23 protein-coding genes are annotated in these 26,512 nt (G+C 40.8%); 20 read left to right on the forward strand and 3 right to left on the reverse strand.

Annotated features, from left to right (window positions below; all coding sequences use genetic code 11):
- Positions 1 to 27: 27 nt before the first annotated feature.
- Entirely contained in the window at positions 28 to 1,425 is a 1,398-nt protein-coding gene (murD, locus tag T344_RS0123795; RefSeq protein ID WP_027630771.1) for a UDP-N-acetylmuramoyl-L-alanine--D-glutamate ligase, read from the forward strand.
- A 132-nt stretch (positions 1,426 to 1,557) separates the two neighbouring features.
- On the opposite strand, the gene T344_RS0123800 is transcribed toward murD, so the two are convergent.
- Together T344_RS0123800 and T344_RS29220 are read right to left on the reverse strand one after the other, a co-directional pair.
- Complete coding sequence (locus T344_RS0123800; RefSeq protein ID WP_027630772.1) at positions 1,558 to 2,301, reverse strand: TIGR03915 family putative DNA repair protein; 744 nt, start codon at positions 2,299 to 2,301, stop codon at positions 1,558 to 1,560.
- Entirely contained in the window at positions 2,285 to 3,778 is a 1,494-nt protein-coding gene (locus T344_RS29220) for a putative DNA modification/repair radical SAM protein (RefSeq protein WP_051572220.1), read from the reverse strand. Before T344_RS29220 ends, T344_RS0123800 begins: the two co-directional genes overlap by 17 nt.
- A gap of 323 nt (positions 3,779 to 4,101) precedes the next feature.
- On the opposite strand from T344_RS29220, the gene T344_RS0123810 reads away from it, so the two are divergent.
- From T344_RS0123810 to T344_RS0123830, 5 genes are all read left to right on the forward strand, one after another.
- Entirely contained in the window at positions 4,102 to 4,371 is a 270-nt protein-coding gene (locus tag T344_RS0123810) for an ACT domain-containing protein (protein ID WP_004624039.1), read from the forward strand.
- Between the two features lie 11 nt (positions 4,372 to 4,382).
- Positions 4,383 to 5,741 carry a PFL family protein gene (locus T344_RS0123815; RefSeq protein WP_027630773.1) on the forward strand — a complete coding sequence of 453 codons (1,359 nt, stop codon included), beginning with the start codon at positions 4,383 to 4,385 and terminating at the stop codon, positions 5,739 to 5,741.
- A gap of 548 nt (positions 5,742 to 6,289) precedes the next feature.
- Positions 6,290 to 6,697 (forward strand): DUF2752 domain-containing protein, encoded by a 408-nt coding sequence (locus tag T344_RS0123820; protein ID WP_027630774.1) that lies wholly within the window; start codon positions 6,290 to 6,292, stop codon positions 6,695 to 6,697.
- 128 nt (positions 6,698 to 6,825) lie between these two features.
- Positions 6,826 to 7,962, forward strand: a complete 1,137-nt coding sequence (locus tag T344_RS0123825; protein ID WP_027630775.1) for a S1C family serine protease — start codon at positions 6,826 to 6,828, stop codon at positions 7,960 to 7,962.
- Positions 7,963 to 8,007: 45 nt separating this feature from the next.
- Complete coding sequence (locus T344_RS0123830) at positions 8,008 to 9,897, forward strand: copper amine oxidase N-terminal domain-containing protein (RefSeq protein ID WP_027630776.1); 1,890 nt, start codon at positions 8,008 to 8,010, stop codon at positions 9,895 to 9,897.
- Between the two features lie 43 nt (positions 9,898 to 9,940).
- Here the strand turns inward: T344_RS0123830 and T344_RS0123835 are convergent, their stop codons facing one another.
- Positions 9,941 to 11,089 (reverse strand): LCP family protein, encoded by a 1,149-nt coding sequence (locus tag T344_RS0123835; protein WP_027630777.1) that lies wholly within the window; start codon positions 11,087 to 11,089, stop codon positions 9,941 to 9,943.
- Between the two features lie 187 nt (positions 11,090 to 11,276).
- Here T344_RS0123835 and T344_RS0123840 point away from each other — a divergent pair, with 187 nt between their 5' ends.
- From T344_RS0123840 to T344_RS0123905, 14 genes are all read left to right on the forward strand, one after another.
- A complete protein-coding gene (locus T344_RS0123840; RefSeq protein WP_027630778.1) occupies positions 11,277 to 11,765 on the forward strand; it encodes a DUF2318 domain-containing protein in 489 nt (162 codons plus the stop codon).
- Between the two features lie 71 nt (positions 11,766 to 11,836).
- The gene (locus T344_RS29225; protein ID WP_051572222.1) at positions 11,837 to 12,850 is read left to right on the forward strand and encodes a hypothetical protein; all 1,014 of its coding nucleotides are present in this window, start codon (positions 11,837 to 11,839) and stop codon (positions 12,848 to 12,850) included.
- Positions 12,851 to 12,980: 130 nt separating this feature from the next.
- The gene (locus tag T344_RS0123850) at positions 12,981 to 15,404 is read left to right on the forward strand and encodes a heavy metal translocating P-type ATPase (protein ID WP_027630779.1); all 2,424 of its coding nucleotides are present in this window, start codon (positions 12,981 to 12,983) and stop codon (positions 15,402 to 15,404) included.
- 62 nt (positions 15,405 to 15,466) lie between these two features.
- Positions 15,467 to 15,682: a copper chaperone CopZ gene (gene copZ / locus T344_RS0123855; RefSeq protein ID WP_027630780.1), complete on the forward strand. Its 216-nt coding sequence runs from the start codon at positions 15,467 to 15,469 to the stop codon at positions 15,680 to 15,682.
- 85 nt (positions 15,683 to 15,767) lie between these two features.
- On the forward strand, positions 15,768 to 16,463 hold the full coding sequence (locus T344_RS0123860) for a response regulator transcription factor (RefSeq protein ID WP_034863005.1): 696 nt from the start codon (positions 15,768 to 15,770) through the stop codon (positions 16,461 to 16,463).
- A 22-nt stretch (positions 16,464 to 16,485) separates the two neighbouring features.
- A complete protein-coding gene (locus T344_RS0123865) occupies positions 16,486 to 17,880 on the forward strand; it encodes a sensor histidine kinase (RefSeq protein ID WP_027630782.1) in 1,395 nt (464 codons plus the stop codon).
- A gap of 167 nt (positions 17,881 to 18,047) precedes the next feature.
- A complete protein-coding gene (gene vanR, locus T344_RS0123870) occupies positions 18,048 to 18,743 on the forward strand; it encodes a VanR-ABDEGLN family response regulator transcription factor (protein WP_004624111.1) in 696 nt (231 codons plus the stop codon).
- Between the two features lie 25 nt (positions 18,744 to 18,768).
- Positions 18,769 to 19,863 carry a vancomycin resistance histidine kinase VanS gene (vanS, locus tag T344_RS0123875; protein WP_376785752.1) on the forward strand — a complete coding sequence of 365 codons (1,095 nt, stop codon included), beginning with the start codon at positions 18,769 to 18,771 and terminating at the stop codon, positions 19,861 to 19,863.
- 159 nt (positions 19,864 to 20,022) lie between these two features.
- The gene (gene vanG / locus T344_RS0123880; RefSeq protein WP_027630783.1) at positions 20,023 to 21,072 is read left to right on the forward strand and encodes a D-alanine--D-serine ligase VanG; all 1,050 of its coding nucleotides are present in this window, start codon (positions 20,023 to 20,025) and stop codon (positions 21,070 to 21,072) included.
- Between the two features lie 74 nt (positions 21,073 to 21,146).
- Positions 21,147 to 21,944 carry a M15 family metallopeptidase gene (locus T344_RS0123885; protein WP_034863062.1) on the forward strand — a complete coding sequence of 266 codons (798 nt, stop codon included), beginning with the start codon at positions 21,147 to 21,149 and terminating at the stop codon, positions 21,942 to 21,944.
- Positions 21,937 to 24,129 (forward strand): serine racemase VanT catalytic subunit, encoded by a 2,193-nt coding sequence (gene vanT / locus T344_RS29230; protein ID WP_051572228.1) that lies wholly within the window; start codon positions 21,937 to 21,939, stop codon positions 24,127 to 24,129. Before T344_RS0123885 ends, vanT begins: the two co-directional genes overlap by 8 nt.
- 69 nt (positions 24,130 to 24,198) lie before the next feature.
- The gene (locus tag T344_RS0123895; RefSeq protein ID WP_027630785.1) at positions 24,199 to 24,678 is read left to right on the forward strand and encodes a DUF6803 family protein; all 480 of its coding nucleotides are present in this window, start codon (positions 24,199 to 24,201) and stop codon (positions 24,676 to 24,678) included.
- 228 nt (positions 24,679 to 24,906) lie between these two features.
- Positions 24,907 to 25,569: an HAD family hydrolase gene (locus tag T344_RS0123900; protein WP_027630786.1), complete on the forward strand. Its 663-nt coding sequence runs from the start codon at positions 24,907 to 24,909 to the stop codon at positions 25,567 to 25,569.
- 75 nt (positions 25,570 to 25,644) lie between these two features.
- Positions 25,645 to 26,496, forward strand: a complete 852-nt coding sequence (locus tag T344_RS0123905; protein WP_051572241.1) for a DMT family transporter — start codon at positions 25,645 to 25,647, stop codon at positions 26,494 to 26,496.
- Positions 26,497 to 26,512: the final 16 nt, after the last annotated feature.

Raw genomic sequence — 26,512 nt, forward strand, 5'->3', positions numbered from 1 at the left:
AATAAATATTTTTTAAGGAGGAATTTTATGAATGGCAAACTTGAGCAGTTTAAGCATGGCATAAAAGACAAAAAGGTAGCTGTGCTGGGTATTGGAATCAGCAATATTCCTTTAATTAAATATCTCGTAAATTTGGGTGTGGATGTGACGGCTTTCGATAAAAATACTTCGGAAAATCTAAAAGACGCATACGCTGAACTCCAGGGGCTTCCTGTCAAGTATAGCCTGGGTAACGAATATTTATCAAGATTGGAGGGTTTTGACCTGATCTTCAGAACTCCGGGTATGAGGCCGGATGTACCTGAACTGGCCGAAGCCATTGCCAAAGGTGCAGAGCTTACATCAGAAATGGAAGTATTCCTCAATTTGTGTCCTGCACAGGTTTTTGCAGTAACAGGCAGCGACGGGAAAACAACTACTACCACACTGATATATAAAATATTATCTGCAGAGGGATATAACTGCTGGCTGGGAGGTAATATCGGAACTCCTCTGTTAAGCAAAATAGACGAAGTCAGGGAAAGCGATAAAGTCATCCTTGAATTGAGCAGTTTTCAGCTTATGACCATAAAGGAGAGTCCCTCGGTCGCTGTCATAACAAATTTATCCCCAAATCATCTGGACGTGCATAAATCACTGCAGGAGTATATAGATGCCAAGAAAAACATTTTTCTGTATCAACAGGCGGGAGACAAACTTGTGCTGAATTACGACAATGATATAACAAAGTCCTTTTCAGATGAAGCCATAGGAGAATGTGTTTATTTTTCAAGGGCGGCGGGCCTCGAAAAAGGTGTAATATTCAGAGACAACAAGATAATTTTTAAGGATCAGGGCAGGGAGGTTGAAATAGTTGATGCCGATGACATAGTAATACCCGGAGTCCACAACATTGAAAACTATATGGCTGCAACCGCGGCAGCAATTGATTATGTAAAGCCTGAAACCATTGCAAAGGTGGCGGCTGGTTTTGCAGGTGTAGAGCATAGAATAGAGCTGGTGAGAGAAATAAACGGTGTCAAGTTCTACAACAGCTCAATAGACAGCAGCCCATCAAGAACAATAGCTGCCCTCAGTACCTTCAAAAACAGGGTTATATTGATTGCGGGAGGAAAGGATAAGGGAATACCTTATGATCCGATTGGACAGATTATAGCCGAAAAGGTGAAGGTTCTGCTGCTTATAGGTGCTACTGCTCCAAGAATAGAAGAAGCATATAACAATTATGTCCACCAGACCGACATTGAGAGCGAAGTGAAGATAATTCACTGCGGCACTTATGAGGAAATCGTATCCAGAGCATACAGCGAAGCCGTGCCGGGAGATTGTGTAATCCTATCTCCTGCAAGTACCAGTTTTGATATGTTCAAGAACTTTGAGCAGCGGGGAAATGTGTTCAAGGAACTGGTCAGCAGGCTGAAATAAATTTGACAATCACTGGATTGCACACAAAGCGCTTACTTGAAATAGTGCGGTTTACAACAAGGATTTTTGATGCAAATTTCAGTAAGCACTTTTACAGTGCTGTCCTTTGAAAGCCATGATATTTAAGTAATATCAGTTATCCGGTTTTTTCTCGGTAAGGTTTTTCCAGTAGCGTTTGGGTATGAAGGACTTTTGAAGTTTGGGATTATATCTGCTTTTAATGGCAATATGCTTGAAGTAATTCTTCCACAGGTCCTGAAACCTCATTTCTTCTGAATGAAGCTCCGGAATACTGGTCAGATCCATATATGAAATAATCATTCTTTTGGTGTTGTAAAGGGATGCCAGGTTCCTTTTAGTGTCGTGAATAATCCAGTTCTGGTCTGCAAAACGCTCCTTGAAATGGGGAGAGATAAAGGTGATGATGTTATGGTCGGGATGGATTTTTGCATAATAAATATTGTTTTCAAGCAGTTCAAAACGCAGCAGGCCTAACAGCCTGTGGCATTCAATCCCGACTTTTCTGGCAGGCACCAGTACATTCAGTACAGTCTGGTCACCCAGCATGGAATCAATTTTCAAACCGATTTTGAAGCCCAGCCTGATATATTTCAAAATCCACATTTCACGGCCTTGCAACTCGGAAAAAAAGCACCGCTGAATATTATCAAGACTCTCCAGGGATATTTTATTGTAGATTGCCTGTTCAACAGCCTTGGCCTTTGTTTTGTCGGCCGGTATAATCCTATATTCATCAATCAGGTTTTGATTGTAGCTCAGAGCCGACTCAATATTTGTCACAGCCTGCCTGTCGTAATAATAGTGATGGATTGCAGTAAGAAAACAATCCCAGGTCCCGTCATAAATGTATATCACTTAAAAGCAGCCTCCCATCCTGCGGCTGATCGTAATAGCTGAGCCACTCCCTGGTATTTTCCGGTGAACTGAACAAATACAGGTCCGACATATTTTCTCCCAGCCCGCTTTCGTTTAAAGTCGAAAACAGCGACATCTGTCCAGGTACCGCCTTTTTGCCCTGGGGCAGGAGCCTGGCCGACACAAGAGCTTCCTTGACAATATATTCATTTTGGCTGAAGCTTTCATAGGTTTTACCCTGGCAGGTGATAAAATGAGCTGCCCGCTTAAGCACAACACCCATTTTTTTCAGGTTGTCAAAATTAAGTCTTCCGACCCTCCTGGCGGTGATAATCCTCTGGGCCGATTTTACTCCGATGCCCGGGACTCTCAGAAGCATCTCGTAATCAACTGTGTTTACTTCCATGGGAAACATGTGAAGATTGTGCAATGCCCAGTTTGCTTTTGGATCAAGCTCCACGTCAAAATCCGGATTTGCCTTGCTGAGCAATTCATCGGCTCCGAAACCGTAATATCGCAGCAGCCAGTCGGCCTGGTACAACCTGTGCTCACGGAGCAGGGGAGGCCTGATTATGGCCGGCAGCCTGGGATCTGCCAGAGTGGGCACATAGGCGGAGTAATACACCCTTTTGAGAGAAAATTTATTGTACAGGGCTTCAGAGAGCTTGAGGATACTCAAATCCCTGTCGGGGGTTGCACCCACTATAAGCTGAGTGCTCTGGCCGGCCGGTACAAAGTACTTGCCGGAATTTCTGCGTGAAAGCTTGTTTGGTGAGAAGTCCCTGTCGGGAAGGTCATCGGGAAAATTACCTTTGAAACCGGAAAAAAGATCAGAAGATTTTTCCATAGCATTTTTTTGACGGCCCAACCCGGGTTCCCTGTGTTCCATGATACCCCGGCTGATCTGCTGCATGGGTTTCAGCAGTGCCTTGACGGGTTTCTGAGGCGCAAGCACCTCGAGACCTCTGTCGGAAGGCAGTTCTATATTCACACTCATGCGGTCAACATACGTACCTGCTTCATGAATAAGCCGTTCATCGGCTCCCGGTATTGCCTTTATATGGATATAACCGAAAAAACCTTGCTCGTTCCGGAGCCTGCGGACAATTTCAAGCATTAGTTCCATGGTGTGGCTGGGATTTTTAAGCACAGCAGAACTGAGAAAAAGACCTTCGATGTAATTTCTCCTGTAGAAATTCATGGTGAGATCTATTACTTCATCAGCGGTAAAGCTGGCTCTCGGAATGTCATTCGAGGCTCTGTTCACGCAGTATACGCAGTCATACATGCATTCATTTGATAAAAGAATTTTCAGCAGTGAAACACACCTGCCGTCATCGGACCAGGTATGACAAATACCGGCAGCATGGCTGTTCCCAACTCCATTTTTATTATTCCTTGTCCCTCCGCTGGAGGAGCAGGAGACGTCGTACTTGGCCGCATCGGCCAAAACACCGAGTTTTTCCAGTAAATCCATAAAAAATTCTCTTCCGTGTATTTTAATATTTGCTGTTAATACGTCATTAAAAAAAGAAATAAACGTTTCTTAACAGTTTTACCATTCAATTAAATTATAACACAGTTAAAAGAAAAAATCAAACATATGTTCGGAATTGATATTTATATAACAAAGATATATAATACAATTTATTAGGCTTTTTTCAGAGCTTACTCACAGTTGTTTCGGTTAATATTAATTTAAATTAATTTATAAATGGCAGGGATAAGTACATTTACTTTTGCAAAAATATCAGCAGTATAATTTAGTGTATCTTGAATTGCCGGAAAAGGAGATAAGGTATGAGAGCAGTTATAACTGTTATTGGGAAGGACAGGGTAGGAATAATTGCGGGAGTCAGCAATATTTTAGCAGACAGCAATGTCAATATACTCGATATCACTCAGACAATTTTACAGGATGTATTTACCATGATTATGCTTGTAGATATATCAAAATGTAATATTCACTTCCATGAGCTTTCCGAGAAGCTGGAAAATAAGGGAATCGAACTTGGATTGAAAATCCAGATACAGCACGAAGATATTTTTAACTCCATGCATAGAATATGAGGTGAATGCTTATGTTAGGTCCTTTTGAAGTATTTGAAACAATAAAAATGATACAAAAAGAAAATCTGGATATCAGAACAATAACCATGGGTATTTCACTCAGAGATTGTTCGCATCCCGATATAGATATTTCCTGCAGGAAGGTTTATGACAAAATTACAAGGTATGCGGAAAAGCTTGTAATTACCGGAGAGAATATTGAGAGGGAGTACGGCATTCCCATTATTAACAAAAGAATCTCGGTGACTCCAATAGCACTGATAGCCGAAAGCTGTGAAAGTGCCGATTATACAAAGTTTGCAAAAGCAATGGACAGAGCTGCCCAGACTGTTGGCGTAAACTTTATAGGAGGTTACTCCTCACTGGTGCACAAAGGTTATACAACCGGGGACAAGAGGCTGATAGCCTCCATACCTGAAGCTCTGAGCGAAACAAAACTGGTATGTTCGTCGGTTAATGTAGCTTCAACAAAAGCAGGCATTAACATGGATGCTGTTGCAGAGATGGGAAGGGTTGTGAAGAATGCGGCACAGCTCACCGCCGACAGCGGAGCTCTGGCCTGTGCCAAGCTGGTAGTTTTTGCCAACGCAGTTGAAGATAACCCGTTCATGGCGGGAGCCTTCCATGGAATTGGTGAGCCGGAATGTGTTATAAATGTTGGAGTAAGCGGTCCCGGCGTTGTCAAATGTGCTCTTGAAAAAGTTAAGGGAGAGGATTTTGGTGTTGTGGCAGAGACAATTAAAAAGACTGCTTTCAAAATAACCAGAATGGGTCAGCTGGTTGCACAGGAGGCCTCACGAAGACTGAATGTGCCCTTTGGAATTGTTGACCTGTCACTTGCTCCTACACCTGCAATTGGTGACAGCGTTGCACACATACTCGAGGAAATGGGGCTCGAAAAGTGCGGAACCCATGGTACTACTGCTGCGCTGGCACTGCTAAATGACGCGGTCAAAAAGGGCGGAGTGATGGCATCCTCTTATGTTGGAGGCCTCAGCGGCGCATTTATTCCTGTCAGTGAAGACGCCGGAATGATTGATGCTGTGATTTCAGGTGCTCTTTCCCTTGAAAAGCTTGAGGCCATGACTTGTGTCTGCTCGGTGGGTCTTGACATGATTGTCGTTCCCGGCGACACTTCGGCCGAAACAATTGCTGCTATAATTGCAGATGAGGCTGCAATTGGCGTTGTGAACCAGAAAACCACGGCGGTAAGAATCATTCCCGCCCCGGGTAGAAAAATCGGTGACAGGGTGGAATTTGGAGGTCTGCTTGGCTCGGGTCCTGTTATGAAGGTGAATTCCTTCAGCAGCAGTGAGTTTATCAACAGGGGAGGAAGGATTCCTGCTCCGCTGCACAGCTTGAAAAACTAGACGGCAAAAGGCCGGGTAACAGTCAAAAGGTTGCGCGGCTTTTTTATTGTCCGGGAAAGTATAAATTTTTTGATAAAAACCAGTACTATGTCAATAGAATAGCAAAATTATCAGTCATTTTGATTTTGTATAAGTATAATATTACATAGGCAGCGTAAATTAACCCGTTGGGCTAGTTAAAATTTTGTTTAGCTTTACAGGTAGATTTAATTGAAATCAAATGGTACGCGAGGACAACTTCATGAAATAAGAAGCACGGTTAAAAACAATTGCAAAAAATTTTCGCCAAAGGTAAAGCGATTTTGCCGGCAAAGCAGCAGGACGCTGCTTTGAGCTTCAAATCGAGACAGGATGTCGAGTTTGAGCGACGGCAAAAGCGCTTTAAATGAGGCGATGCAATTTTCGCAATTGTTTTGGGTGGCTTCTTATTTCATGAAGTTAGTACGGAAGTTACCATTTGTTATAAAAAAATCATACAGGTAAAGCGAAATTTAAACAAATTGGCACAACGCGTTAATTATCTGGATTTTGTAATATTGGAGGCAAACTTGCTAAACAGACTGAATAAGCTTAATTCCACATTCTTTAAAATAATGGTTATTCTTTTACCGGTTATAGCTGTTTTTCTCATATACTTTTTCAGAGATTCTTTGATTTTTTTGGGAACAAAATTTCCGGCATGTCCCAGCTATACCTATCTCCATGTATACTGTCCCGGCTGCGGGAACACCAGGAGTGTCCAGCATCTTCTGACGGGGGATATAACCGGATCTATAAGATATAATCCTGTACCGATATTCGGTATTATTCTCTTATTGCTGGCATATATTGAACTGTTGTGCGGAACCTTTAAAAAACATGTGAAGCTTGTGCCAAGGAGCAAGCGGTTCTGGGCAGCTATAACAGCCTTCTTCATCATATATTTTGTCATAAGGAATTTTATAAAAATATTTTGAAAATGAAACTGCGTTTTTGGCTAAATATACAAAAAATGCAGTTTTTTAACACATTTTAGCGAAACTTATTGTAATATCTGTGAATAAATGTTAATATATTAGGATAAAAACATTTCACAGGGGTAAATATGAAAAAGTCCATAACTAAATCAATTGTTTTTACTGCTTTTCTGATTTTATTTGTACTTTCAAATTTGACTGTTTCGGGTGCATCAAGCCTGAAAGTAACTGTCAATGGTAAAGCGGAGGATATCGGAACAGCTACTGTCGGCAAAACGGTTTATGTTGATATAGCCGCCCTGTCTCAAATCCTGAATCTGAATGTAACTCAAAACAATAATTCAATTAATATTTCCAATAAAAATGAAGATGTTATTCCTGAGATTATTAAGGAAATCAGTCCTTCTGTTGTTGGAATCATAGGTAATACAAAAGCAAAGGAAGGCTCTGCAGAAGGTCTTGCCCTGGGTACGGGTGTCGTCATAAAGTCAGGTGGCGAAATACTGACCAATGCTCATGTTGTAGTGGACATGACAAGGATTGTCGTTGTATTGTCCGACGGCAGCGGTTATGATGCCAGGATCAAGTATATTGATAAGAAAGCTGACCTTGCTGTGATCAAGATTGATAAAATCGGTCTGTTTCCGGCAAAGTTCGGAGAGGCTTCGGATATTATTATAGGGAAAACGGCAATTGCAATCGGTACACCTTTGTCCTTCCAGAATAGGAACAGTGCTTCGGTTGGCGTAATCAGCGGACTCAACAGAAGTATCGACGGTTTTTACGAATATAAGCTCATTCAGACAGATGTTGCCATAAATCCGGGCAACAGCGGTGGTCCGCTGGTCAACATGGCGGGAGAGGTGATAGGAATTAATTCAATTACCACGCTGAATGCCCAGGGTTTGAATTATGCAATTCCAATAGATACAATTCAATTTGTACTCGATCATTTTTATAAATACGGCATGGTAAAAAGGGTCACACTTGGCGCCGAATATGATGAGGATAATGTTGCCTTGTACGGATTGCCCAGTAAAAAGGGTTTGAAGGTCATCAGTATTAAAGCCGGCTCATGTGCCGAAAAATACGGGCTGAAAAAAAATGACTATATTTATAATGTGAACGGCAAAGCGGTAAATACCACAGTGGATTTGAATGAGGCCTTAAAAGGACTGCTTCCGGGTAACAAGGTAAATATCAATATCCGCAGAGATGGAAACGAACAAAGTATCATTGTTGTTTTGGATGAACTCCAAATCTAATAATCTAAGTTAATAATCTAAGTTTTATAACTACGGGAGGTCACAATGAAAAAGTCAGTTGCAATTTTCAGCTTTATTTTGTGTTTTTTGTTAGCACAGTTTGGTGCATTTGCTTCGGATACGCCAAGTGAGGATAAGAGCTCCACAGAAATATCGGTTTCATTCAAAGCCGGTTCGGATACTTATCTGGTAAACGGCAAAAATGTTAAAGCCGAACCCAGTACTCAGACAGGCGGTAAGACCTTTTTGCCTGTAAAGGTAATAACAGATGCTCTTGGAGCCTCTCTTAAAGTGGATCTAAAGACCAAAATCGCAGTAATCACCTATAACAGCGTTGATATTACACTTACTGAAAAGAAAAAGGAAGCCATAATTTCCGGAAAAAAGGTAACTATCGATGCAGCTCCCTACATAAAAAATAATTCTTTTATGGCATCCATTTCTTCTTTGGCAGATATTTTGGGCGCTGATGTAAAAACCTCAGACGGAAAAATCACTTTTCTGAAGGAAATAGCCAACCCGAACAGTATCAAGGATTTTAGTGCACTTATTAAGGATACCAACAAGTCCAAAGTCGGAGACAGCTATTACAAATGGTCAATGCAGCTGCCGGATGACCTGAGACTGGAATACCGGAATTTTAACGGAACAACTAATGAATTTGTGGCTGCCGACGAATCATATTTCATTTCAATTTCCATATATGACCGTAATAAAGAAAATGATATGGATAGCATCGCCAATGATATTTTAGACGAAATGTATGATTACACTCTTATAGATTATGAGATTAAGAGAAAGAACGGCACAGAGTTTCTTGATTTTGTGTATAGGAACAGTTATAACACATATCAGGAGAGAGTATTCCTTACCAATACAAAAATTTATGACATGGTTATCGGAACCAAAAATAATGTATCCTATTCGGATGAAAAGTACGGGAATATCCTTGAGTCTTTTAAACTTACATTCAGCAAGGATGGAAGCACCGAGGACTTATCAGATGTTAATGCAGATGGTTTCAGAAAATACCAGGAGACCGGATTAAACTGGTCAATTGATCTTTTGCCTGATTTGAGAGAATCAAAGGATAATAATATTCAAAACAGGGTTTATTTCTATGGTAAAAATGACTTTTCCTTTTCTGTTAAGATATATTCACTTGATAAGGGTGAGACCCTGGAGTCATTAACAGAAAATTATGAAAAGGAAGATTCCGATTATTTTAATCCTGAATTATATAAAATACTGAAAAAAGAAAATGTGGTAATTAATGGAGTAAAGTGCAATAAAGTTTATTATTCAATGAAATATAAGAATGAAACCCATTACGGATGTGACATATTTCTTGTAGATAAAAATTATAAATATCTGTTATGGTATGAAGTATCCGAGGAGGATTACAGAAATGCAAACCTGATGAAGAAAATTGAAGGAATGGTCAATTCTTTTACCATCAGGGAAATTGATGCAAAAACTGTCGGTAAACTATTGGATCCGGATAAAGTTGTTCTGTCGGATAAAAAAAGAACTGTTTCGGGTGATATATTTTCCATGGATGTCCCTATTAATTGGAAAAAGAATATAGATACCGATATGTTAAAAAATTATGGCAATGATTCATTGTCAGTGACAGTTACGGTAATTGATAAAGGAGATAATTCATTTACTGAATTTATTAAATTTCTTGAGGAGAATATGACGGATTTGGGTTATAAGGTCAATACCAATACAACAGTCAGCGAAAAAGGTGTTACATGCAAAAAATACATTGTCTATTATACAAGAAATGATATTGAATATAGAGATGAAGTATACATATTCCAAAAGGGAAATAAAATTATGACAATAGATTTGATAGCCGATAATTTATTCTATGGGACCAAAAACAGTAAGATATTAAATGATGTTTGGCAGTCCTTTACTCTGAAATAATTCGAAGGCCTGGTTCTGTGAACCAGGCCTTTTTGATCGCCTTTTACGGTTTGTCTTTATTATCGCCCACAGAATCGGTATCGCTGTTTGAGGGATTATCCCTGTTGGCTATTTTAAAATCATATATGGAAGCCGGGTCGGGAATAAAATTTCCGGAGGGAATGGTAAAGTACTGTTCAATGACTTTATCGGCCCTCAGCAGTTCTCTGCTTTTTGTGTCTTCCACAGTTTCGTTGTATATAAAGAAGTCGGCACCTGCAATTCTTTTATCAATACCGTATAATTTGAAGGTATTCATTTCAGGCCTGGAGCCCTGGGTAAATGCACCTAACAGTGAAAGAACGTCATTGAGCTCGGTATTTGTAATTACATTGTCAAAAGCGTAGTTAACTATGGGAATAAGTCTGGGGAGTTCAAGTAAACTGACCTTTTGCTGGATAATGGCATTGACAAAGTTTATCTGCATCTCTGTTCTTTTTAAATCGGAACCATTATAGTATTTGTTAACCTCTTTTAATTCCTCACGTGTATAATAACGGGTCTGAGGTTTCCTGAAGCGCAGCAGCTGTTCCGTTTTGTCCCCGTCCAGGAGCTGATAGCCTTTTTGCAGATCTATATGGAGATTCTGTACCGGATCGTTATATTTCAGTTTGGCAGGGACATCAAAGTAAATTCCTCCGAGCTTGTCCACTATTGACTTTATTGTGTCAATTTCCAGGTAAATATAATAATTGATTTTTATATTTGTAAGGTTACTTATTGTCTGGGCTGTATATTTTAATGCATTATGCTTGCGTTCCAACTCAGATGTGCCTTTGGGCATTTTTTGCCTGTAGCCCATGTCATAAAAAGAATTTATTTTAATGTCGGACCTGTTGGTTCCCTTTGTATCTCTGGGAACAGTCAAAAGGTTGATTTGCTTGGTTTGCGGAGAATAATTGGCTATGATTATGGTATCGGTATTACTTCCGGAAGCTTCTTTTATTAATACGAGAAAATTTATAGGATTCATATTTCCTGTATAGTTATTTATTATATCAAATGACTTTGTTTCGGTGGAAGGTGTACTGTTTTCTGTAACAACAGGACTGGGCGGGGCAGTCTTTATATTAAAGAGAAGAGTAATCCCTGAGGCAAAAAGGATTATTCCGCATATCAAGCAGGCTAAACAGGTAATTTTTACAGATTTCATATTCGCACCCCTGGTAAAATATTTAATACATAAAACAATATTACTTTAGATTTTGCTGAATGTAAATATATGCTAGGATAAATTGATATTTTAGAATGATATGGCAGGGTCTGTATTATAATCTTCATAAAATCTACATATTTATTTGTTAAAATGCTGGCATAAAATACAGAATACGGAGGAGCGTATGAACTTTAAAAATAAACATATTGCAATTATTATCGGAATAGCTGTTATACTTGTTGCGGTAATTTTTGTTTCAAAACTGGCGGCAGGCGGAAATTCGGATAGTCCTGCCGCTGAAGGAACAGACCTTGTTATCAATAAAAGTGACGTTTCAGAAACAGTTAAATTTTATCCTGTAAAAATAGGTAATAAAAACATGGAGATACTGGCCGTAAAAGCAAGTGACGGAACAATAAGAACGGCCTTTAATACCTGTCAGGTGTGCAATGGTTCGCCCAGAGCCTATTACAAGCAGGAAGGTGATACGCTTGTCTGCCAGAACTGCGGAAACAGGTTTTCCATGGATATGGTAGAACAGCAAAGAGGCGGGTGTAATCCCATACCGATACTTAAAGAGGATAAAACCGATGACGGTACAAACATTACTATTTCCAAGGACTTTATAGAGCAGAATAAGGAACTCTTCACAGATAACTGGAAGACAAAATAATACAGCTTTACATTCAGCCTCGTAGAATTCGGTTAAAATTGTTACGGGACTGACAGGAGGCAGATGAAAGAATGAATGGAATCGGAAGAATCACAAAAAAAATTATAAAAGCAAGTGCGGTACTTGTAATAGCACTTGTTATTATAATGATGATCAGAGGTTTCAATTTCTCAGCTTTTATGGGTTCAATTGCAAACGCGTCAACTGATAACCCGGATGGGGCCAAAATAGAAAACGGTATACAGCTTGTAACTACAAAGTTGGAATCCGGCAGATATGCGCCGATAACTGTCCGGAAAGGAATCCCTGTAAAGTGGAATATCAGGGTTGAAGCCGGAGAACTGAACGGCTGCAATAACTCTGTGACCATTCCTGAGTACAGGCTGCAGAAAAAGCTGTCTGTTGGTGATAATATTATTGAATTCACCCCTGAAAAAGAGGGAAATTTTGTTTATACTTGCTGGATGGGTATGATAAGCAGTAATATAAAGGTGGTATCCGATATATCAAATCTTTCTGCCGAAGATTTACCGGACACAAGTGCCGGTGACAATGGCAGCAATGGCCAGGCAGGGGCTGCAGCTATACCGGGAGACTCCGGTGCCGCAGGCTCAAAAGCGGCTAAATTTCACAACGGCAGTATTCCCACTGACGAGGTGGCTGTTGGAACCATTGTTAACGGCACTCAGACTGTGACAATAAATGTAAATGATTATGGGATTTCACCGGCAGTTGCTGTTGTCCAGAAAGGTGTGGAAACAGTTGTAAATTTTAATGGTGAGAAAATAAACAGCTGTAATAACAGAATTATTCTCTCCAATTATGGGGCCGGTATTGATTTGACAGAAGGAGAAAACAAAATTGAGTTTGTTCCTGAAGAAGATTTTAGTTTTGGTTGTTGGATGGGTATGATAAATGGGTATATAAAGGTAGTGGATGATATAAACAATTTCGATCTTGATTCAGTAAAAAAAGAAGTTGAAAATATCGATCCGGCTTCTGGTTACGGAGGAAACGGTGAAGATGGTGAAAAGGATGAAAACGGCGGGATCGGGGAAGAGGACGGAAGCTGCTGCGGAGATTGACATCTGCCTGAGCTTTCCATAATCATATATCAGGTATAATCGGCTTTTTAAAATAGCAGCTGTTTGGATAAGGAAATTTTCATAATTGCTCCGGATTCTTTATACTTGCAGCAGAAAGGAATAATTTTTAATGGATAAGAAGGAAAATTTTAATATAACGGGAATGTCGTGTGCCGCCTGTGCTGCAAGAATTGAAAAGGGACTGAACAAACTGGAGGGTGTGAAACAGGCAAATGTTAACTTTGCAATAGAAAGAGCGACAGTGGAGTATGATGATACTCAGGTGGATTCAGATAAAATAAGTGAAGCTGTCAGAAAACTCGGTTATGATGTTTTACAGAACACTCCGGAAAGTAATAACAAGGTGGAACTGAAAATAACAGGCATGAGCTGTGCCGCATGTTCAGCCAAAATTGAGAGAAAACTTGGAAAAATGGAGGGGATTTCAACTGCCGCCGTTAACCTGGCAACAGAAAAAGCTGCTGTTGAGTTTGATCCCGCTGTCATAAAAGTTTCCGATATAATAAATGTCATTGGAAATCTTGGCTATAAGGCCGAAAAGGTTGAAGATGTCTCACAGGACAGTGAAAAAGCCCAACGTGAAAAGGAAATCAGGAAACTGAAAATCGAACTGATAACTTCTGCGGTTTTGAGTTCGCCGTTAATACTGGCAATGCTGCTCTCACTGATTAAAATAGATGTGGCTTTTCTTCACAATGAGTATTTTCAGCTTATTATAGCCACACCGGTGCAGTTTATAATAGGTTTCAGATTCTACAAAAATGCATACCATGCACTGAAGGCAAAAAGCGCAAATATGGATGTGCTCATAGCCATGGGCACATCGGCGGCATATTTTTTCAGTATTTACAATGCATTTTTTGTACCTGCCCAACCCGGAGTAATGATGAAGGAACTTTATTTTGAAGCCTCTGCTGTAATTATTACACTGATACTTCTTGGAAAGTACTTTGAAGCTGTTGCAAAGGGAAAGACCTCGGAAGCCATTAAGAAGCTCATGGGACTTCAGGCAAAGACGGCCAGGGTCATACTGGACGGGGTTGAAAAGGATATCCCTGTTGAAGAGGTTGAGGTTGGTTATACTGTTGTTGTCAGACCCGGAGAGAAGATACCCGTGGACGGAAAAATCATTGAAGGCAATTCATCAATTGATGAATCCATGTTGACCGGTGAAAGCCTTCCGGTTGAAAAGAAGCCCGGTGATATGGTCATCGGTGCCACCATCAACAAGTTCGGTACTTTTAAATTTGAAGCTACAAAGATCGGGAAAGATACGGCTTTGTCACAAATAATAAAGATGGTTGAAGATGCCCAGGGCTCAAAAGCCCCTATTCAGAAAATAGCCGACAGGGTATCGGGTATTTTTGTACCTGTTGTCATTGGAATAGCTCTGGTTACGTTCCTCATCCGGTACCTGGCGGCAGGTGACCTTACGGGAGCAATAGTCAGTGCTGTATCGGTTCTTGTTATTGCGTGTCCCTGTGCACTGGGCCTGGCCACTCCTACCGCCATTATGGTGGGCACCGGAAAAGGTGCCGAAAACGGTATCCTTATCAAGGGCGGTGAACATCTGGAAAGAGCCTATAAGCTGAACAGCATTGTTCTGGACAAAACCGGAACAATTACCAAAGGCAGGCCTGAGGTTACAGATATAATTTCCCTGAACGGGTATGAGAACTCCGAACTTCTCAAGCTGGCTGCAATTTCGGAAAAAAGCTCGGAACATCCTTTAGGCGCTGCCATTTATGAAAAAGGCAAGGCGGATTTTGGCAGCATACCTGATCCTGATGAGTTTGAAGCCATACCCGGCAGAGGTATCAGAGCAGTTGTGGGTGACAGTGAAATTTTCCTTGGTACAAGAAAACTGTTGAAGGAAAAAGGCATTGATATTGATGCTATAGAAAATACAATTACAGGTCTGGAGGATGAAGGTAAAACTGCCATGCTCATGTCTGTAAACACCAGAATCGAAGCTATACTGGCAGTTGCCGATACCGTAAAGGAAAACTCCAGGGAAGCAATCCGGGAACTGCTGGATATGGGAATTGCAGTCTATATGATTACAGGCGACAATAAAAGAACCGCTGCTGCAATTGCAAAACAAGTGGGCATTGAAAACGTTCTGGCTGAAGTTCTCCCCGAGAACAAGGCAGAAGAGGTGGAGAAACTTAAAAAGCAGGGCAGGATAGTAGGAATGGTGGGAGACGGAATAAATGACGCTCCCGCGCTTGCAACGGCAGATATAGGCATGGCAATAGGAACAGGTACGGATGTTGCCATTGAGGCTGCCGATATTACCCTTATGAGCGGGGATTTACGTTCAATACCTACTGCAATCAAATTGTCCAAGCGGACCATGAACAAGATTAAGCAGAACCTGTTTTGGGCATTTATATATAATATAATCGGAATACCTTTCGCGGCTTCTGGTTTATTGAGTCCGATCATAGCAGGCGGAGCAATGGCCTTCAGTTCAGTATCCGTTGTAACAAATTCGCTCAGCCTGAAACGCTTTAAACCGTTTAAAAAGTAGAAATTAGTCAGCTGTAAACCGGTTGATTTAATTAGATAATAATATATTTGGAGGGATTTTATATGGCAAAAGAAATTACTGATATAGCTGTTGAAGGAATGTCCTGCAGCCATTGTGAAAACAGCGTAAAAAAAGCCGTTGGAGCTCTTGACGGAGTCGACAAGGTTTCGGTCGATCTGGCCAATAAAAAGGTTACCGTTGAATTTGACCCTGAAAAGGTATCCGGAAAAGCAATAATGGATGCAATTGAAGACCAGGGCTATGACGTGATCAAATAAAACATAATTTATTCAGAAGACACCTCGCTTCATGGAATGAAGCGGGGTATCTTTGCATAACAACAGTTTAACAGGAGTTTCTATTATGAGTTTACCAAAAAAAATACTTGTAGTTGATGACGAGCAGAAAATAGTAGACGTTGTAAAATCCTATCTTGAACACAGCGGATATGAAGTATATACAGCTCTTAACGGGAATCAGGCCATGGCGGTATTTGAAAAAACAGAGCCTGCCCTGATTATTTTGGACCTGATGCTTCCCGATATCTCAGGTGAGGAAATCTGCAAAAATATCAGGAAAAAGTCCGGGGTTCCAATTATAATGCTCACAGCCAGGGCAGATGAGGAGGATATATTAAAGGGCCTTGAAATAGGTGCCGATGATTATATATTAAAACCTTTCAGCCCAAGGCAGCTTGTGGCAAGAGTGGCAGCCGTATTACGGAGAGCTCATGAAATCCCTGCCCCTGTTGTGAATGTCATTGAACTTGAAGATATTGTGGTAGATGATATGAAACATGAGGTAAAAAAGAAGGAAGAGATTATAAATCTTACACCTAATGAATATAAAATCTTCTTTACAATGTTAAAGTATCCTAATAAAACCTTTACCCGCGAAGAATTGATCACCATGGCCCTGGGTGATGATTTTGAAGGATTTGACAGAACTGTTGACACACATATAAAGAATTTGAGACAAAAAATAGAAGACGACCCCAGGGACCCCAGGTATCTGCAAACCGTACACGGTATAGGGTACAGGTTGTTCAGGGAAGATTAATATTAAAGAAGGTTGGTATGAAATGGTAAACAGCTTGCGGACAAAGCTATCCATGTCCTATGTTATTGCTGCCGTCATAATTGTATTTCTGATTAACGCACTGACAAATTTATTTGTTGTGGAACATTTCAGAGAGTATGTCAATGAGAATCAGCAGCTCAGGAATAAAGAAATAGTTGCAACTCTTGCGGCCCAGTATAAAGGTAATGACAACTGGAATATCGATTCGGTTGCCTCAATAGGTGAAAGTTATCTAATAAACGGCATCATTATTAAAGTAAAAGACATAAACGGGAAGACACTCTGGGATGCAAAAGAGCATAACAATGGAATGTGCCAGCAGATAATCGAGCATATGGCTGCCAATTCCAATGGAATTGCCGGATCAAAGGAAGCAAAATACACAGAGGTTCCTTATTCCCTGTACAACAATCTGAATAAAGTCGGAGTTGTGGAAATAGGCACTTATGGCCCCAATTACCTCAATGAACATGATAAGGCATTTATAGATGCCTTTAACAATGTACTCATAGGTGTTGGACTGTTTTCCCTGGTATTTGCCCTGATTTTGGGCTGGATTATGTCACGGTGGCTGAGTTCACCTATTTCCAGGGTCATTTCGGCTGCAAAATCAATTTCAAAGGGTTATTACTCGGAAAGAATCAGCCGGAGATCAAATACTACTGAGATAAACGAATTGACCTCTACAGTCAACCAGCTTGCCGAATCACTGGAAAAACAGGAGGCTTTACGCAAAAGACTGACGGGAGATGTCGCTCATGAGCTCCGGACTCCGCTTGCAACCCTTCAAAGTCACATGGAAGCAATGATTGACGGCATCTGGGAAGCCGATGCCGAAAGGTTAAAGAGCTGCCATGAAGAAATCGTACGAATAAGCAAAATGGTGGGGGACCTGGAGAAACTGACAAAATATGAAGGTGATAAGCCGGTTCTGGATAAAGAATTGTTTGATATTGCAGAGCTTGCTAAAAGGCTGATTCAAAATTTTGAAAGTCAGTTTTTAAATAAGGGGTTAAATATTGAATTTATAGGAGACAGCACCGAAATAAATGCAGACAGGGATAAAATAAGCCAGGTGATCATAAACCTTCTTTCCAATGCACTGAAATATACGCCCGAGGGAGGGCTGGTACAGGTTGTAATCAAATCCGATCCAAATGCTGTTATACTTGCAATAAAGGATAATGGCCCCGGTATACCGGGAGAGGACCTGCCCTATATATTCGAAAGGTTTTACAGGGCGGACAAATCCAGAAACAGGCTTACAGGGGGCTCGGGAATAGGTTTGACAATAAGTAAGGCCATTGTGGCAGCACACGGGGGATCCATCGGGGTTCAAAGCAGTCCGGATACAGGGACTGAATTTACCGTTACTCTGCCAAAGCAGAAGGCTTAAATTATTCCGTTGATTAACCTGGAAAGCACAACGTGTTAAATTAAGAGCCTTAAAAAATTAAGCAAATCTTAATATTTGGATTGAATAATTGAAGAAAATAATATGCTATAATTTTTATAGCGTATTAGTCAAAAAATTTTCAATCATGAATATAAGGTGGTAGAAAAATGGGTATTAGTATACTTGTTGTTGACGATGAAAAAGAAATAGCCGACCTGGTAGAACTGTATCTGAGAAATGAAAATTACAGTGTGGATAAGTTTTACAGTCCTTCAGAAGCTATGCACAGCATTGATAACAACAAATATGATCTGGCACTGCTTGATGTTATGATGCCTGAAATGGACGGGTTTACCCTTTGCAAGAAAATAAGGGAGAAGTATAATTTTCCGGTTATCATGCTGACTGCAAAGGTTGAGGAATTGGACAAGATAACAGGTCTTACACTTGGCGCCGATGATTATATCACAAAACCTTTCAGTCCTCTGGAGATGGTTGCCAGGGTAAAGGCACAGCTCAGAAGATTTACAAGGTATAATGAGGGTGCCCAGCAGAGTAATGATATTCTTGAGGTTTCGGGACTGGTTATGAACAGGACAACCCATCACTGCACTTTAAACGAAACACCTCTCATGCTTACTCCCATTGAGTTCTCGATTCTCTGGCTGCTTTGTGAAAACAGGGGACAGGTTATCAATTCGGAAAAATTGTTCCAGGAGGTTTGGGGGGAGAAATACTTCGCCGGCAGCAATAATACTGTGATGGTACATATCAGGCATCTCCGGGAAAAAATGAAGGAACCTCCGGGAAATCCAAGGTTTATAAAAACCGTATGGGGAGTTGGATACAAAATTGAAAAGTGATTTTAGACGTGTTAAAACCAAAATAATGCTTCAAATTCTCCTGACGGGCTTGATTACAGTTGTTGTTGGTTTATTCATTCTTCACTTTTTAATAGATGACGCCTTGCAGAAACCTTTTGCAGAAGGCTTTGTATCCCTGCTGCAAAGACTTTTTCACATAGACTATTGGAATGCGGCCGGTGTTTATGCAATCATATTCAGAAACAACAAGGGACTGCTTCTTGGAATCGGTTTTGTCTTTTTATTATTGATCTTTATATATGTAGCCATGTCAGGGTTTACACGTTATTTCAAAAAAATAAGCGGAGGCATTGACCAGCTTGTAAATGAATCAGAGGAACCTATTACTTTGCCGTCTGAGCTGGAATTTATCGAGACAAAGCTCAACACGGTTAAAAGTACCCTGGAAAAAAGAAGAGACGCCGCTCTTGAGAGTGAAAGAAGGAAGAATGATCTTGTGGTTTATCTGGCGCATGATATAAAAACACCTCTTACATCTGTTATCGGGTATCTGAGCCTCCTGAACGAAGCTCCGGATATGCCCCTGGAACAGAGGATAAAGTATACCGGAATAACACTTGAAAAGGCATACCGTCTTGAGCAGCTGATCAATGAATTCTTTGAAATAACAAGATTCAATCTCCAGACTATAAATCTTATAAAAGAAGATGTAAATCTTACAATGATGCTGGAACAGATGGCCGATGAATTCTATCCCATCCTTGCTCCCCGGAATAAGGAGGCAGTGGTTGAGGCAGGAGAGAATATTATGATTTATGCGGATTCCGACAAGCTGGGACGTGTTTTTAACAATATACTTAAGAATGCCGCCGCCTACAGCTATGATGACAGTTCAATAAACATATCTGCAATTTCAGAGGGAGAAAATATTATAATCAGATTCAGGAATAAAGGAAAAATGATACCTCCTGATAAGCTGGATTCTATTTTTGAAAAATTCTACCGCCTGGATTCGGCAAGATCCAGCAATACCGGGGGTACAGGGCTGGGCCTGGCAATTGCAAAAGAAATCGTGGTTTTGCACGGCGGAACCATTTCTGCCGAGAGCAATGAAGTTTATACTCAATTTACAGTATCTCTGCCTGTCAAAAAAACGTAGGCGTTCAATAAATCTAAATAATATTGTAATAAAATCTTAAGGATTTGATAAGCCGAAATTAAAAAACAACCTGTTAAAATTGACTACAATAAAGTTGTCAGTTGGACAGGTTGTTTTTTTATTAAAGCTTTTCAGGACAATAAACAGGGAGATAAATATATGTTAAAGAAAAAAATAGCTGTTATTTTCGGAGGATGTTCCCCGGAATATGAAGTTTCTTTAAATTCAGCAGTTTCAGTTGTGGAAAACCTTAACAGGGATTTATATGAAGTTGTATTGGTGGGTATTACCAGAGAAGGGAATTGGTTCAGATATTTCGGAGGGACCGAAGGTATTAAAAATGACACATGGCATTTGGATAAGGATTGCAGACCTGCTGTCTTTTCTCCTGACAGAAACAGTTCTGCACTTATTGAATTTTGTGAGGACAGATTTGTAACAACGCAAATTGATGTGGTTTTTCCTGTCTTGCACGGAAAGAACGGTGAAGATGGAACGGTTCAAGGTTTACTTGAGCTTGCAGGCATTCCCTTTGTCGGCTGCGATACACTAAGTTCTTCCTTGTGCATGGATAAGGACATCGCTCACAAAATAGCCCAAATTGCCGGTGTCAGGGTCCCTCCCTCAATAACTGCAATGAAATACGCAGGTATTGAAGAAATTATTAAAAAAACAGAAACTCTGAGATATCCATTGTTTGTAAAACCTGCCAGAGCAGGCTCCTCCTTTGGGATTACCAGGGCAGGTAGGCAGGAAGAACTGTATGAGGCGGTAAGGGAAGCATTCAAACATGATTCGAAAATTGTAATAGAAGAAGGGATTGAAGGCTTTGAAGTGGGCTGTGCGATACTGGGAAATGATGAGCTTATAATAGGCGAAGTTGATGAAATAGAGCTCCAGCAGGGTTTCTTTGATTATAATGAAAAATATACCCTTGCTTCCTCCAAAATTCATATGCCTGCACGAATAGACTTAAGGACTGCAGAAAGAATCAGGGAAACGGCACTGAAACTCTATAAGGCATTATGCTGCAGGGGTTTTGCAAGAGTTGACATGTTCCTGACACCCGCCGGCAATATAGTATTTAATGAAATTAATACCATCCCGGGCTTTACGGCTCACAGCAGATATCCCAAAATGCTGGGCGGCATAGGCATGTCCTTCGGTGAAATTCTGGAGAGGCTTATTTCATTGGCCCAAAAGGATTAAAAAGTAATCATAATTAAAAGTAATCATAGTCAACAGGAGATAATTTAATGATCTCCGGGCGGTTTGGAGAAAAAATGAAAACAGATATAGATAACAATTTAAAAAAATTGGTTCTGGAACGCCGGGAGATCTATAAAGGTGACCTCATTCTGGTAAACAGGCAGAATCCCCTTCAGGATATACAGCCGGATGAATACAATACCCGGCTGATTCCGGCCGATGACAGGTATGAGGGCATTTTGCTTAAAAAAACGGCGGCTAATATGCTAAGCCGGCTAATGACGGCCTGCAGGGCCGGAGACGGTATAATACCTGTAAGCGGCTTCCGCTCCACAGTGGAACAGCAAAAGCTGTTTATGGACTCTCTCGGGGAAAACGGTGAGGAATTCACTTTCAAGTATGTTGCTTTTCCCAATCACAGTGAGCACCAGACAGGCTTGGCAATAGATATGGCAGAAAATAAGGAAAACATCGATTTTATATGCCCGTCCTTTCCCTATGAAGGTATCTGTCAGAGTTTCAGAGAGCTGGCTCCCAAATACGGATTTATCGAACGTTACCAGAAAGGGAGGGAAGGCATAACGGGTATTTCACATGAACCCTGGCATTTCCGCTATGTCGGTTACCCACACTCCCTGATAATCCACACAAAAGGTTTTACCCTGGAAGAATATATTGATTTTCTGAAGGGGTATCCCTGTGAAGGAGAACATCTGATTTTTAGGAATGGAGAGCAAATCATAGAGATATATTATCTGGAAGCTTCGACACAGCAAACCGGGATCTGCATTGAGGATTTTACTCCTTACCAGATCTCGGGGAACAATGTGGACGGTTTTATTATAACAGTATGGAGGAATGGAAATGGATGAAAAGAGATATGCCGGTCTGGATTATTTTAGATTAATAGCCGCACTGCTGATAGTTTCAATCCATACTTTTCCGCTGCTTTCCATAAGCCCCGGGGCAAACTTCTTTCTGACCCATGTTCTGGCCAGGGTTGCAGTTCCCTTTTTTCTAATGACGACAGGATTCTTTCTAGTGCCGGGAAAAACTACATTGAACGGTTTTATAAAAAAGACGGCTCTCCTTTATGGAGCAGCTATCTTGTTATATCTGCCTGTAAATATATATACAGGAGCAATAAAAGAGCAGCTCTCACCGGCGGGAATATTCAAAGGACTTGTTTTTGAGGGTACATTTTATCATCTGTGGTATTTACCGGCGAGTATACTGGGAGTGATAGTTGTTTGCGGACTATACAGCAAATTAAATCCAAGGGCGGTACTGGGTGTTACAATGCTCCTTTACCTGCTCGCCCTGTTAGGAGACAGCTACTACGGCATTTCGGAACAGTTTGCTTTTTTAAATAGATTTTATAATGTGCTTTTCATGTTTTTTGACCATACCCGTAACGGACTGCTGATGACACCTGTTTTTATAGCTTTGGGAGGAGCTATAGCCGCTGCAGGCAGGCAGTATTCGAATAAAATATGCCTGACGGGACTGTCAGTTGCCACAGTGCTCCTGCTTGCAGAGGGAAGCTTCCTGAACCGGCAGGGAATGCAGCGTCATGACAGCATGTATATAATGCTCCTGCCGGTCATGTTTTTTCTGTTTCACCTGCTGCTGAACTGTAGGGGCAAAGCCGAAAAAAAGTTAAGAACACTGTCAATGCTTATATATATAGTACATCCCATGTGTATTATAGTCGTGAGGGGCTTTGCAAAAGCTGTTAACCTGACATCATTACTTATTGACAACAGTATGCTTCATTTTATCGCCGTCCTGTCAATGTCAATTTTGTGCTCGGTTATTGTCATGACCTTTTTGGAAAAGAAGGATAAAGGCCGGAAGGCGGACAGGGCATGGGCTGAAATCGACCTAGAAGGCCTTGAGAATAATATCGGTCAGTTCAGAAGGATATTGCCTGAAAACTGCGGCATCATGGCTGTTGTCAAGGCAAACGCCTATGGACACGGGGATGTTGAAGTCTCCCGGGAACTGAACAATATGGGAGTGAATGCCTTTGCGGTTGCAACCGTCAAAGAGGGTATAAGGCTTAGAAAAAACGGTATAAGGGGAGAAATTCTTATTCTGGGATATACACTGCCCGATGAAGTCTCACTGCTCAGGCAATATGATTTGACCCAGACTGTGGTTGATCTCAGCTATGCAAGGATGTTAAACTCCCGGAACAAGAAAATAAAGGTTCATGTAAAAATAGATACGGGAATGCACAGACTGGGTGAGAGCTTTGATAATATGGACAACTTGGCCGGTATTTTCCAATGCGGGAATCTCCTTATTAGAGGTACTTTTTCACATTTGAGTGCTGCCGACAGCCTTGCAACCGAGGATGTGGAATTTACACATTTTCAGATAGAAAGGTTTTATAAAACGCTGGACAGACTGAAGGAAGCCGGTTTTAATCCGGGGAAAATACACCTTCAAAGCAGTTATGGCGTACTTAACTACCCATACCTCAAATGCGACTATGCCAGAATAGGTATAGCAATGTACGGCGTACTGAGCAGCCGGGAGCATGAAACCAGAGTGCCTGTTTCGCTTCAGCCGGTACTTTCCATGAAGGCCAGAGTTATTTTGACAAAAGATATAGGTGAAAATGAACGGATAGGGTATGGACACCAGTTCATTTCCGGTAAAAAAACCAGACTGGCAGTCATATCTGTCGGATATGCGGACGGTATACCGTCGAATCTCTCCTGCGGAAAAGGGCAGGTTATTATCAACGGGAGGAAAGCGGGGATTGTTGGAAGGATATGCATGGATCAGCTCATGGTGGATATAACGGATATTCACGGAACAAAGCAGGGTGACATCGCAACACTTATCGGCCATGACGGGAACGAATTTATCAGCGCCGAAGGTGTTGCTGCCCAAGCCGGGACTCTGACAAATGAACTGCTTTCCCGGCTTGGCTTCAGGGTGCCCCGGAATATTATAAATAATAGAACCAATGCTGCCAAGAGCAGAGTTCCTTTAAATTTAAAAAATACTTTGTCATCGTGGAAATTCTCCATAAAATCTTCATAACTTTTTAGTAATATAAATGAGTGATATCTGAAAATTATTCTGTAAAACTCAAAATAGGGAGATAAGATTATGGAAAAAATGATGACCCATTACATGGAGCTGTTAGCTACAAATCAGCCCTGGAATCTGATTTTATTCATGGCTATTCCGGTTATACTGGCAGAGACTATAGCAATAACCGAACTGGCAATACTATTTACAAGAAATTTAACAGGCGGGTTAAGAAAGCTTAACAAGATTGCAAGTATAATCGTCGGACTTTATTTTTCGGGAGTATTTGTTTATTTGTTCATTAATGCCGTTATACCCTTAACCATGAACGGTGAGTGGAGGGGCTTTGCAGATGTTGTTGCTGTTGGTTTCTATCTCTCGGGGATAGTTCCTCTTCTTGGGATGGCCCTGCTGGACATGGGCGTAATAGGGAGGAAAAGAACGGAATTGGCAAGACTCAAGCTGCATGCAACCTTTATCGGTATATTCCTTGTAGTAGCACATATAGCCATGATATTCGGTATGCTGGATCCGTCATTGTTCATGATGCAAATGTAATTGCGTTAAAAACATTTATATAATATTCAGAAAAATAATTTTGGTAATTTACTTAAGTGTATACCGTGCAAACCCGGTATACACTTTTTATATTTGTGTTGTTTAAAATAGCTATCATTTCTTGATAAATATAGTATAATGTACTTTATATGCATCATACCCGGCTGAAATACAACTCGGTTCAGCATTTATATGACGGGGGATTTATAAATTTTGTAGGAGGATGGCATGATAAAAGCATTTATTTTTGATATGGACGGTGTAATTATTGACAGTGAGCCATTGCATTTTCAAACAGACAAAATGGTCTTAAGGGATTTGGGACATGATATTGCAGACGGTGAGCTGTCCAGTTTCGTCGGGGTCACAAATCCTAATATGTGGGCCGAACTCATAAAAAGGTATAAACTTGATTCAACAGTGGAAGAACTTCTGGAGCTTCAATCCAAATATAAAAACGAGCTGTTCGGTCAGGGGGAATTACAGGCGATAAGCGGTATACCGGAACTGATTGACGATTTAAAAGGCAGGGGTATTTATATTGGACTTGCTTCCTCATCCTCAAGGGAATTTATCGAAATGGTTTTAAAGGGTTTACATATATATCATAATTTTGATGTTGTTATCAGCGGTGAAGAGGTTGAAAACAGCAAGCCTGCACCTGATATATTCTTAAAAGCTGCCGAAGTTTTAAAAGTTGCTCCGGCAGAGTGCATTGTGCTGGAGGATTCGGGAAATGGGGTAAAAGCGGCTAAAGCAGCAGGTATGAAATGTATTGCATTTAAAAATCCAAACTCGGGTAATCAGGATCTGACTTTAGCCGACATCACCGTAGGCACTCTGGAAAATTTAAAATATCTGGATATACAGGAGAATGGATTTAAAATATAAATATATTATTGAAAGGATTGATCAAAGATTAAAGCATTGTATTCCGGAAAAGTGCTTCCCAAACTGGCACTGTTTATGGCTGCGTTTATATGGGGAAGCTCCTTTTTTATTATGAAAGATACTGTGGATGTATTTCCGCCTTACATATTACTGGGTTTCAGATTCACCATCGCAAGTATTCTGTTAAGTGTAGTGTTTTTTAAAAAACTGAGACAGATAAACCTTGACTATATCTGGAAAAGCGGAGTTATTGGTCTTTTTTTATTTCTTGGCTACAGCACTCAAACCATAGGAATTACCGAGACTACTCCGGGTAAGAATGCATTTCTGACAGCAATTTATTGTGTAATCGTGCCTTTTTTATTCTGGGCGGTGGACAGGTCAAGGCCGGATATCTACAACTTTATGGCTGCCATAGTATGCATCTCGGGAATAGGCCTTGTGTCCCTGAAGGGGGATTTTTCCATAGGCTTTGGAGATGCCTTCACATTGCTGGGAGGCTTTCTGTACGCAGGACATTTGGTGGCAGTTGCAAAATTGGGCAAGGGAAAGGACCCCATAATCATCACTATACTGCAATTTGGCTTTGCAGCCCTGCTCTCCTGGGGAATGGGCCTGACTTTTGAGAAATTCCCAACCCGGTGGGAAACAGGTAACATTATAGGGCTGCTTTATCTTGCCGTATTTGCAACTGCAGTTGCATTGCTGTTTCAGAACATAGGCCAGAAGTGGACCCACCCTTCGGCCGCAGCAATAATTCTCAGTCTGGAGTCGGTATTCGGGGTAATGTTCTCAGTGATGTTCTATGGTGAGCAGCTCACTTTAAGGCTGCTCATAGGCTTTGTACTCATATTTGCTGCAGTTATAATTTCAGAAACAAAACTGTCCTTTATTAGAGATATAAAAAAGAGAGCATCCAATGTTTAATGAAGCACTGTTGATT

The sequence above is a fragment of the Ruminiclostridium cellobioparum DSM 1351 = ATCC 15832 genome (assembly GCF_000621505.1).
In the GTDB taxonomy this organism is placed as follows: domain Bacteria; phylum Bacillota; class Clostridia; order Acetivibrionales; family DSM-1351; genus Ruminiclostridium; species Ruminiclostridium cellobioparum.

Excerpts from the sequence above, each read along its gene's own strand:
- T344_RS29220 (WP_051572220.1), bottom strand. The coding sequence starts at position 3,778 with ATGGATTTACTGGAAAAACTCGGTGTTTTGGCCGATGCGGCCAAGTAC.
- T344_RS0123840 (WP_027630778.1), top strand. The coding sequence starts at position 11,277 with ATGAACTTTAAAAATAAACATATTGCAATTATTATCGGAATAGCTGTT.
- T344_RS29225 (WP_051572222.1), top strand. The coding sequence starts at position 11,837 with ATGAATGGAATCGGAAGAATCACAAAAAAAATTATAAAAGCAAGTGCG.
- murD (WP_027630771.1), top strand. The coding sequence starts at position 28 with ATGAATGGCAAACTTGAGCAGTTTAAGCATGGCATAAAAGACAAAAAG.
- T344_RS0123830 (WP_027630776.1), top strand. The coding sequence starts at position 8,008 with ATGAAAAAGTCAGTTGCAATTTTCAGCTTTATTTTGTGTTTTTTGTTA.
- T344_RS0123850 (WP_027630779.1), top strand. The coding sequence starts at position 12,981 with ATGGATAAGAAGGAAAATTTTAATATAACGGGAATGTCGTGTGCCGCC.
- vanT (WP_051572228.1), top strand. The coding sequence starts at position 21,937 with ATGGATGAAAAGAGATATGCCGGTCTGGATTATTTTAGATTAATAGCC.
- T344_RS0123865 (WP_027630782.1), top strand. The coding sequence starts at position 16,486 with ATGGTAAACAGCTTGCGGACAAAGCTATCCATGTCCTATGTTATTGCT.
- T344_RS0123835 (WP_027630777.1), bottom strand. The coding sequence starts at position 11,089 with ATGAAATCTGTAAAAATTACCTGTTTAGCCTGCTTGATATGCGGAATA.
- T344_RS0123900 (WP_027630786.1), top strand. The coding sequence starts at position 24,907 with ATGATAAAAGCATTTATTTTTGATATGGACGGTGTAATTATTGACAGT.
- vanR (WP_004624111.1), top strand. The coding sequence starts at position 18,048 with ATGGGTATTAGTATACTTGTTGTTGACGATGAAAAAGAAATAGCCGAC.
- T344_RS0123895 (WP_027630785.1), top strand. The coding sequence starts at position 24,199 with ATGGAAAAAATGATGACCCATTACATGGAGCTGTTAGCTACAAATCAG.
- T344_RS0123815 (WP_027630773.1), top strand. The coding sequence starts at position 4,383 with ATGTTAGGTCCTTTTGAAGTATTTGAAACAATAAAAATGATACAAAAA.
- T344_RS0123825 (WP_027630775.1), top strand. The coding sequence starts at position 6,826 with ATGAAAAAGTCCATAACTAAATCAATTGTTTTTACTGCTTTTCTGATT.
- T344_RS0123860 (WP_034863005.1), top strand. The coding sequence starts at position 15,768 with ATGAGTTTACCAAAAAAAATACTTGTAGTTGATGACGAGCAGAAAATA.
- vanG (WP_027630783.1), top strand. The coding sequence starts at position 20,023 with ATGTTAAAGAAAAAAATAGCTGTTATTTTCGGAGGATGTTCCCCGGAA.
- copZ (WP_027630780.1), top strand. The coding sequence starts at position 15,467 with ATGGCAAAAGAAATTACTGATATAGCTGTTGAAGGAATGTCCTGCAGC.
- T344_RS0123885 (WP_034863062.1), top strand. The coding sequence starts at position 21,147 with ATGAAAACAGATATAGATAACAATTTAAAAAAATTGGTTCTGGAACGC.
- T344_RS0123905 (WP_051572241.1), top strand. The coding sequence starts at position 25,645 with ATGGCTGCGTTTATATGGGGAAGCTCCTTTTTTATTATGAAAGATACT.
- vanS (WP_376785752.1), top strand. The coding sequence starts at position 18,769 with ATGCTTCAAATTCTCCTGACGGGCTTGATTACAGTTGTTGTTGGTTTA.
- T344_RS0123810 (WP_004624039.1), top strand. The coding sequence starts at position 4,102 with ATGAGAGCAGTTATAACTGTTATTGGGAAGGACAGGGTAGGAATAATT.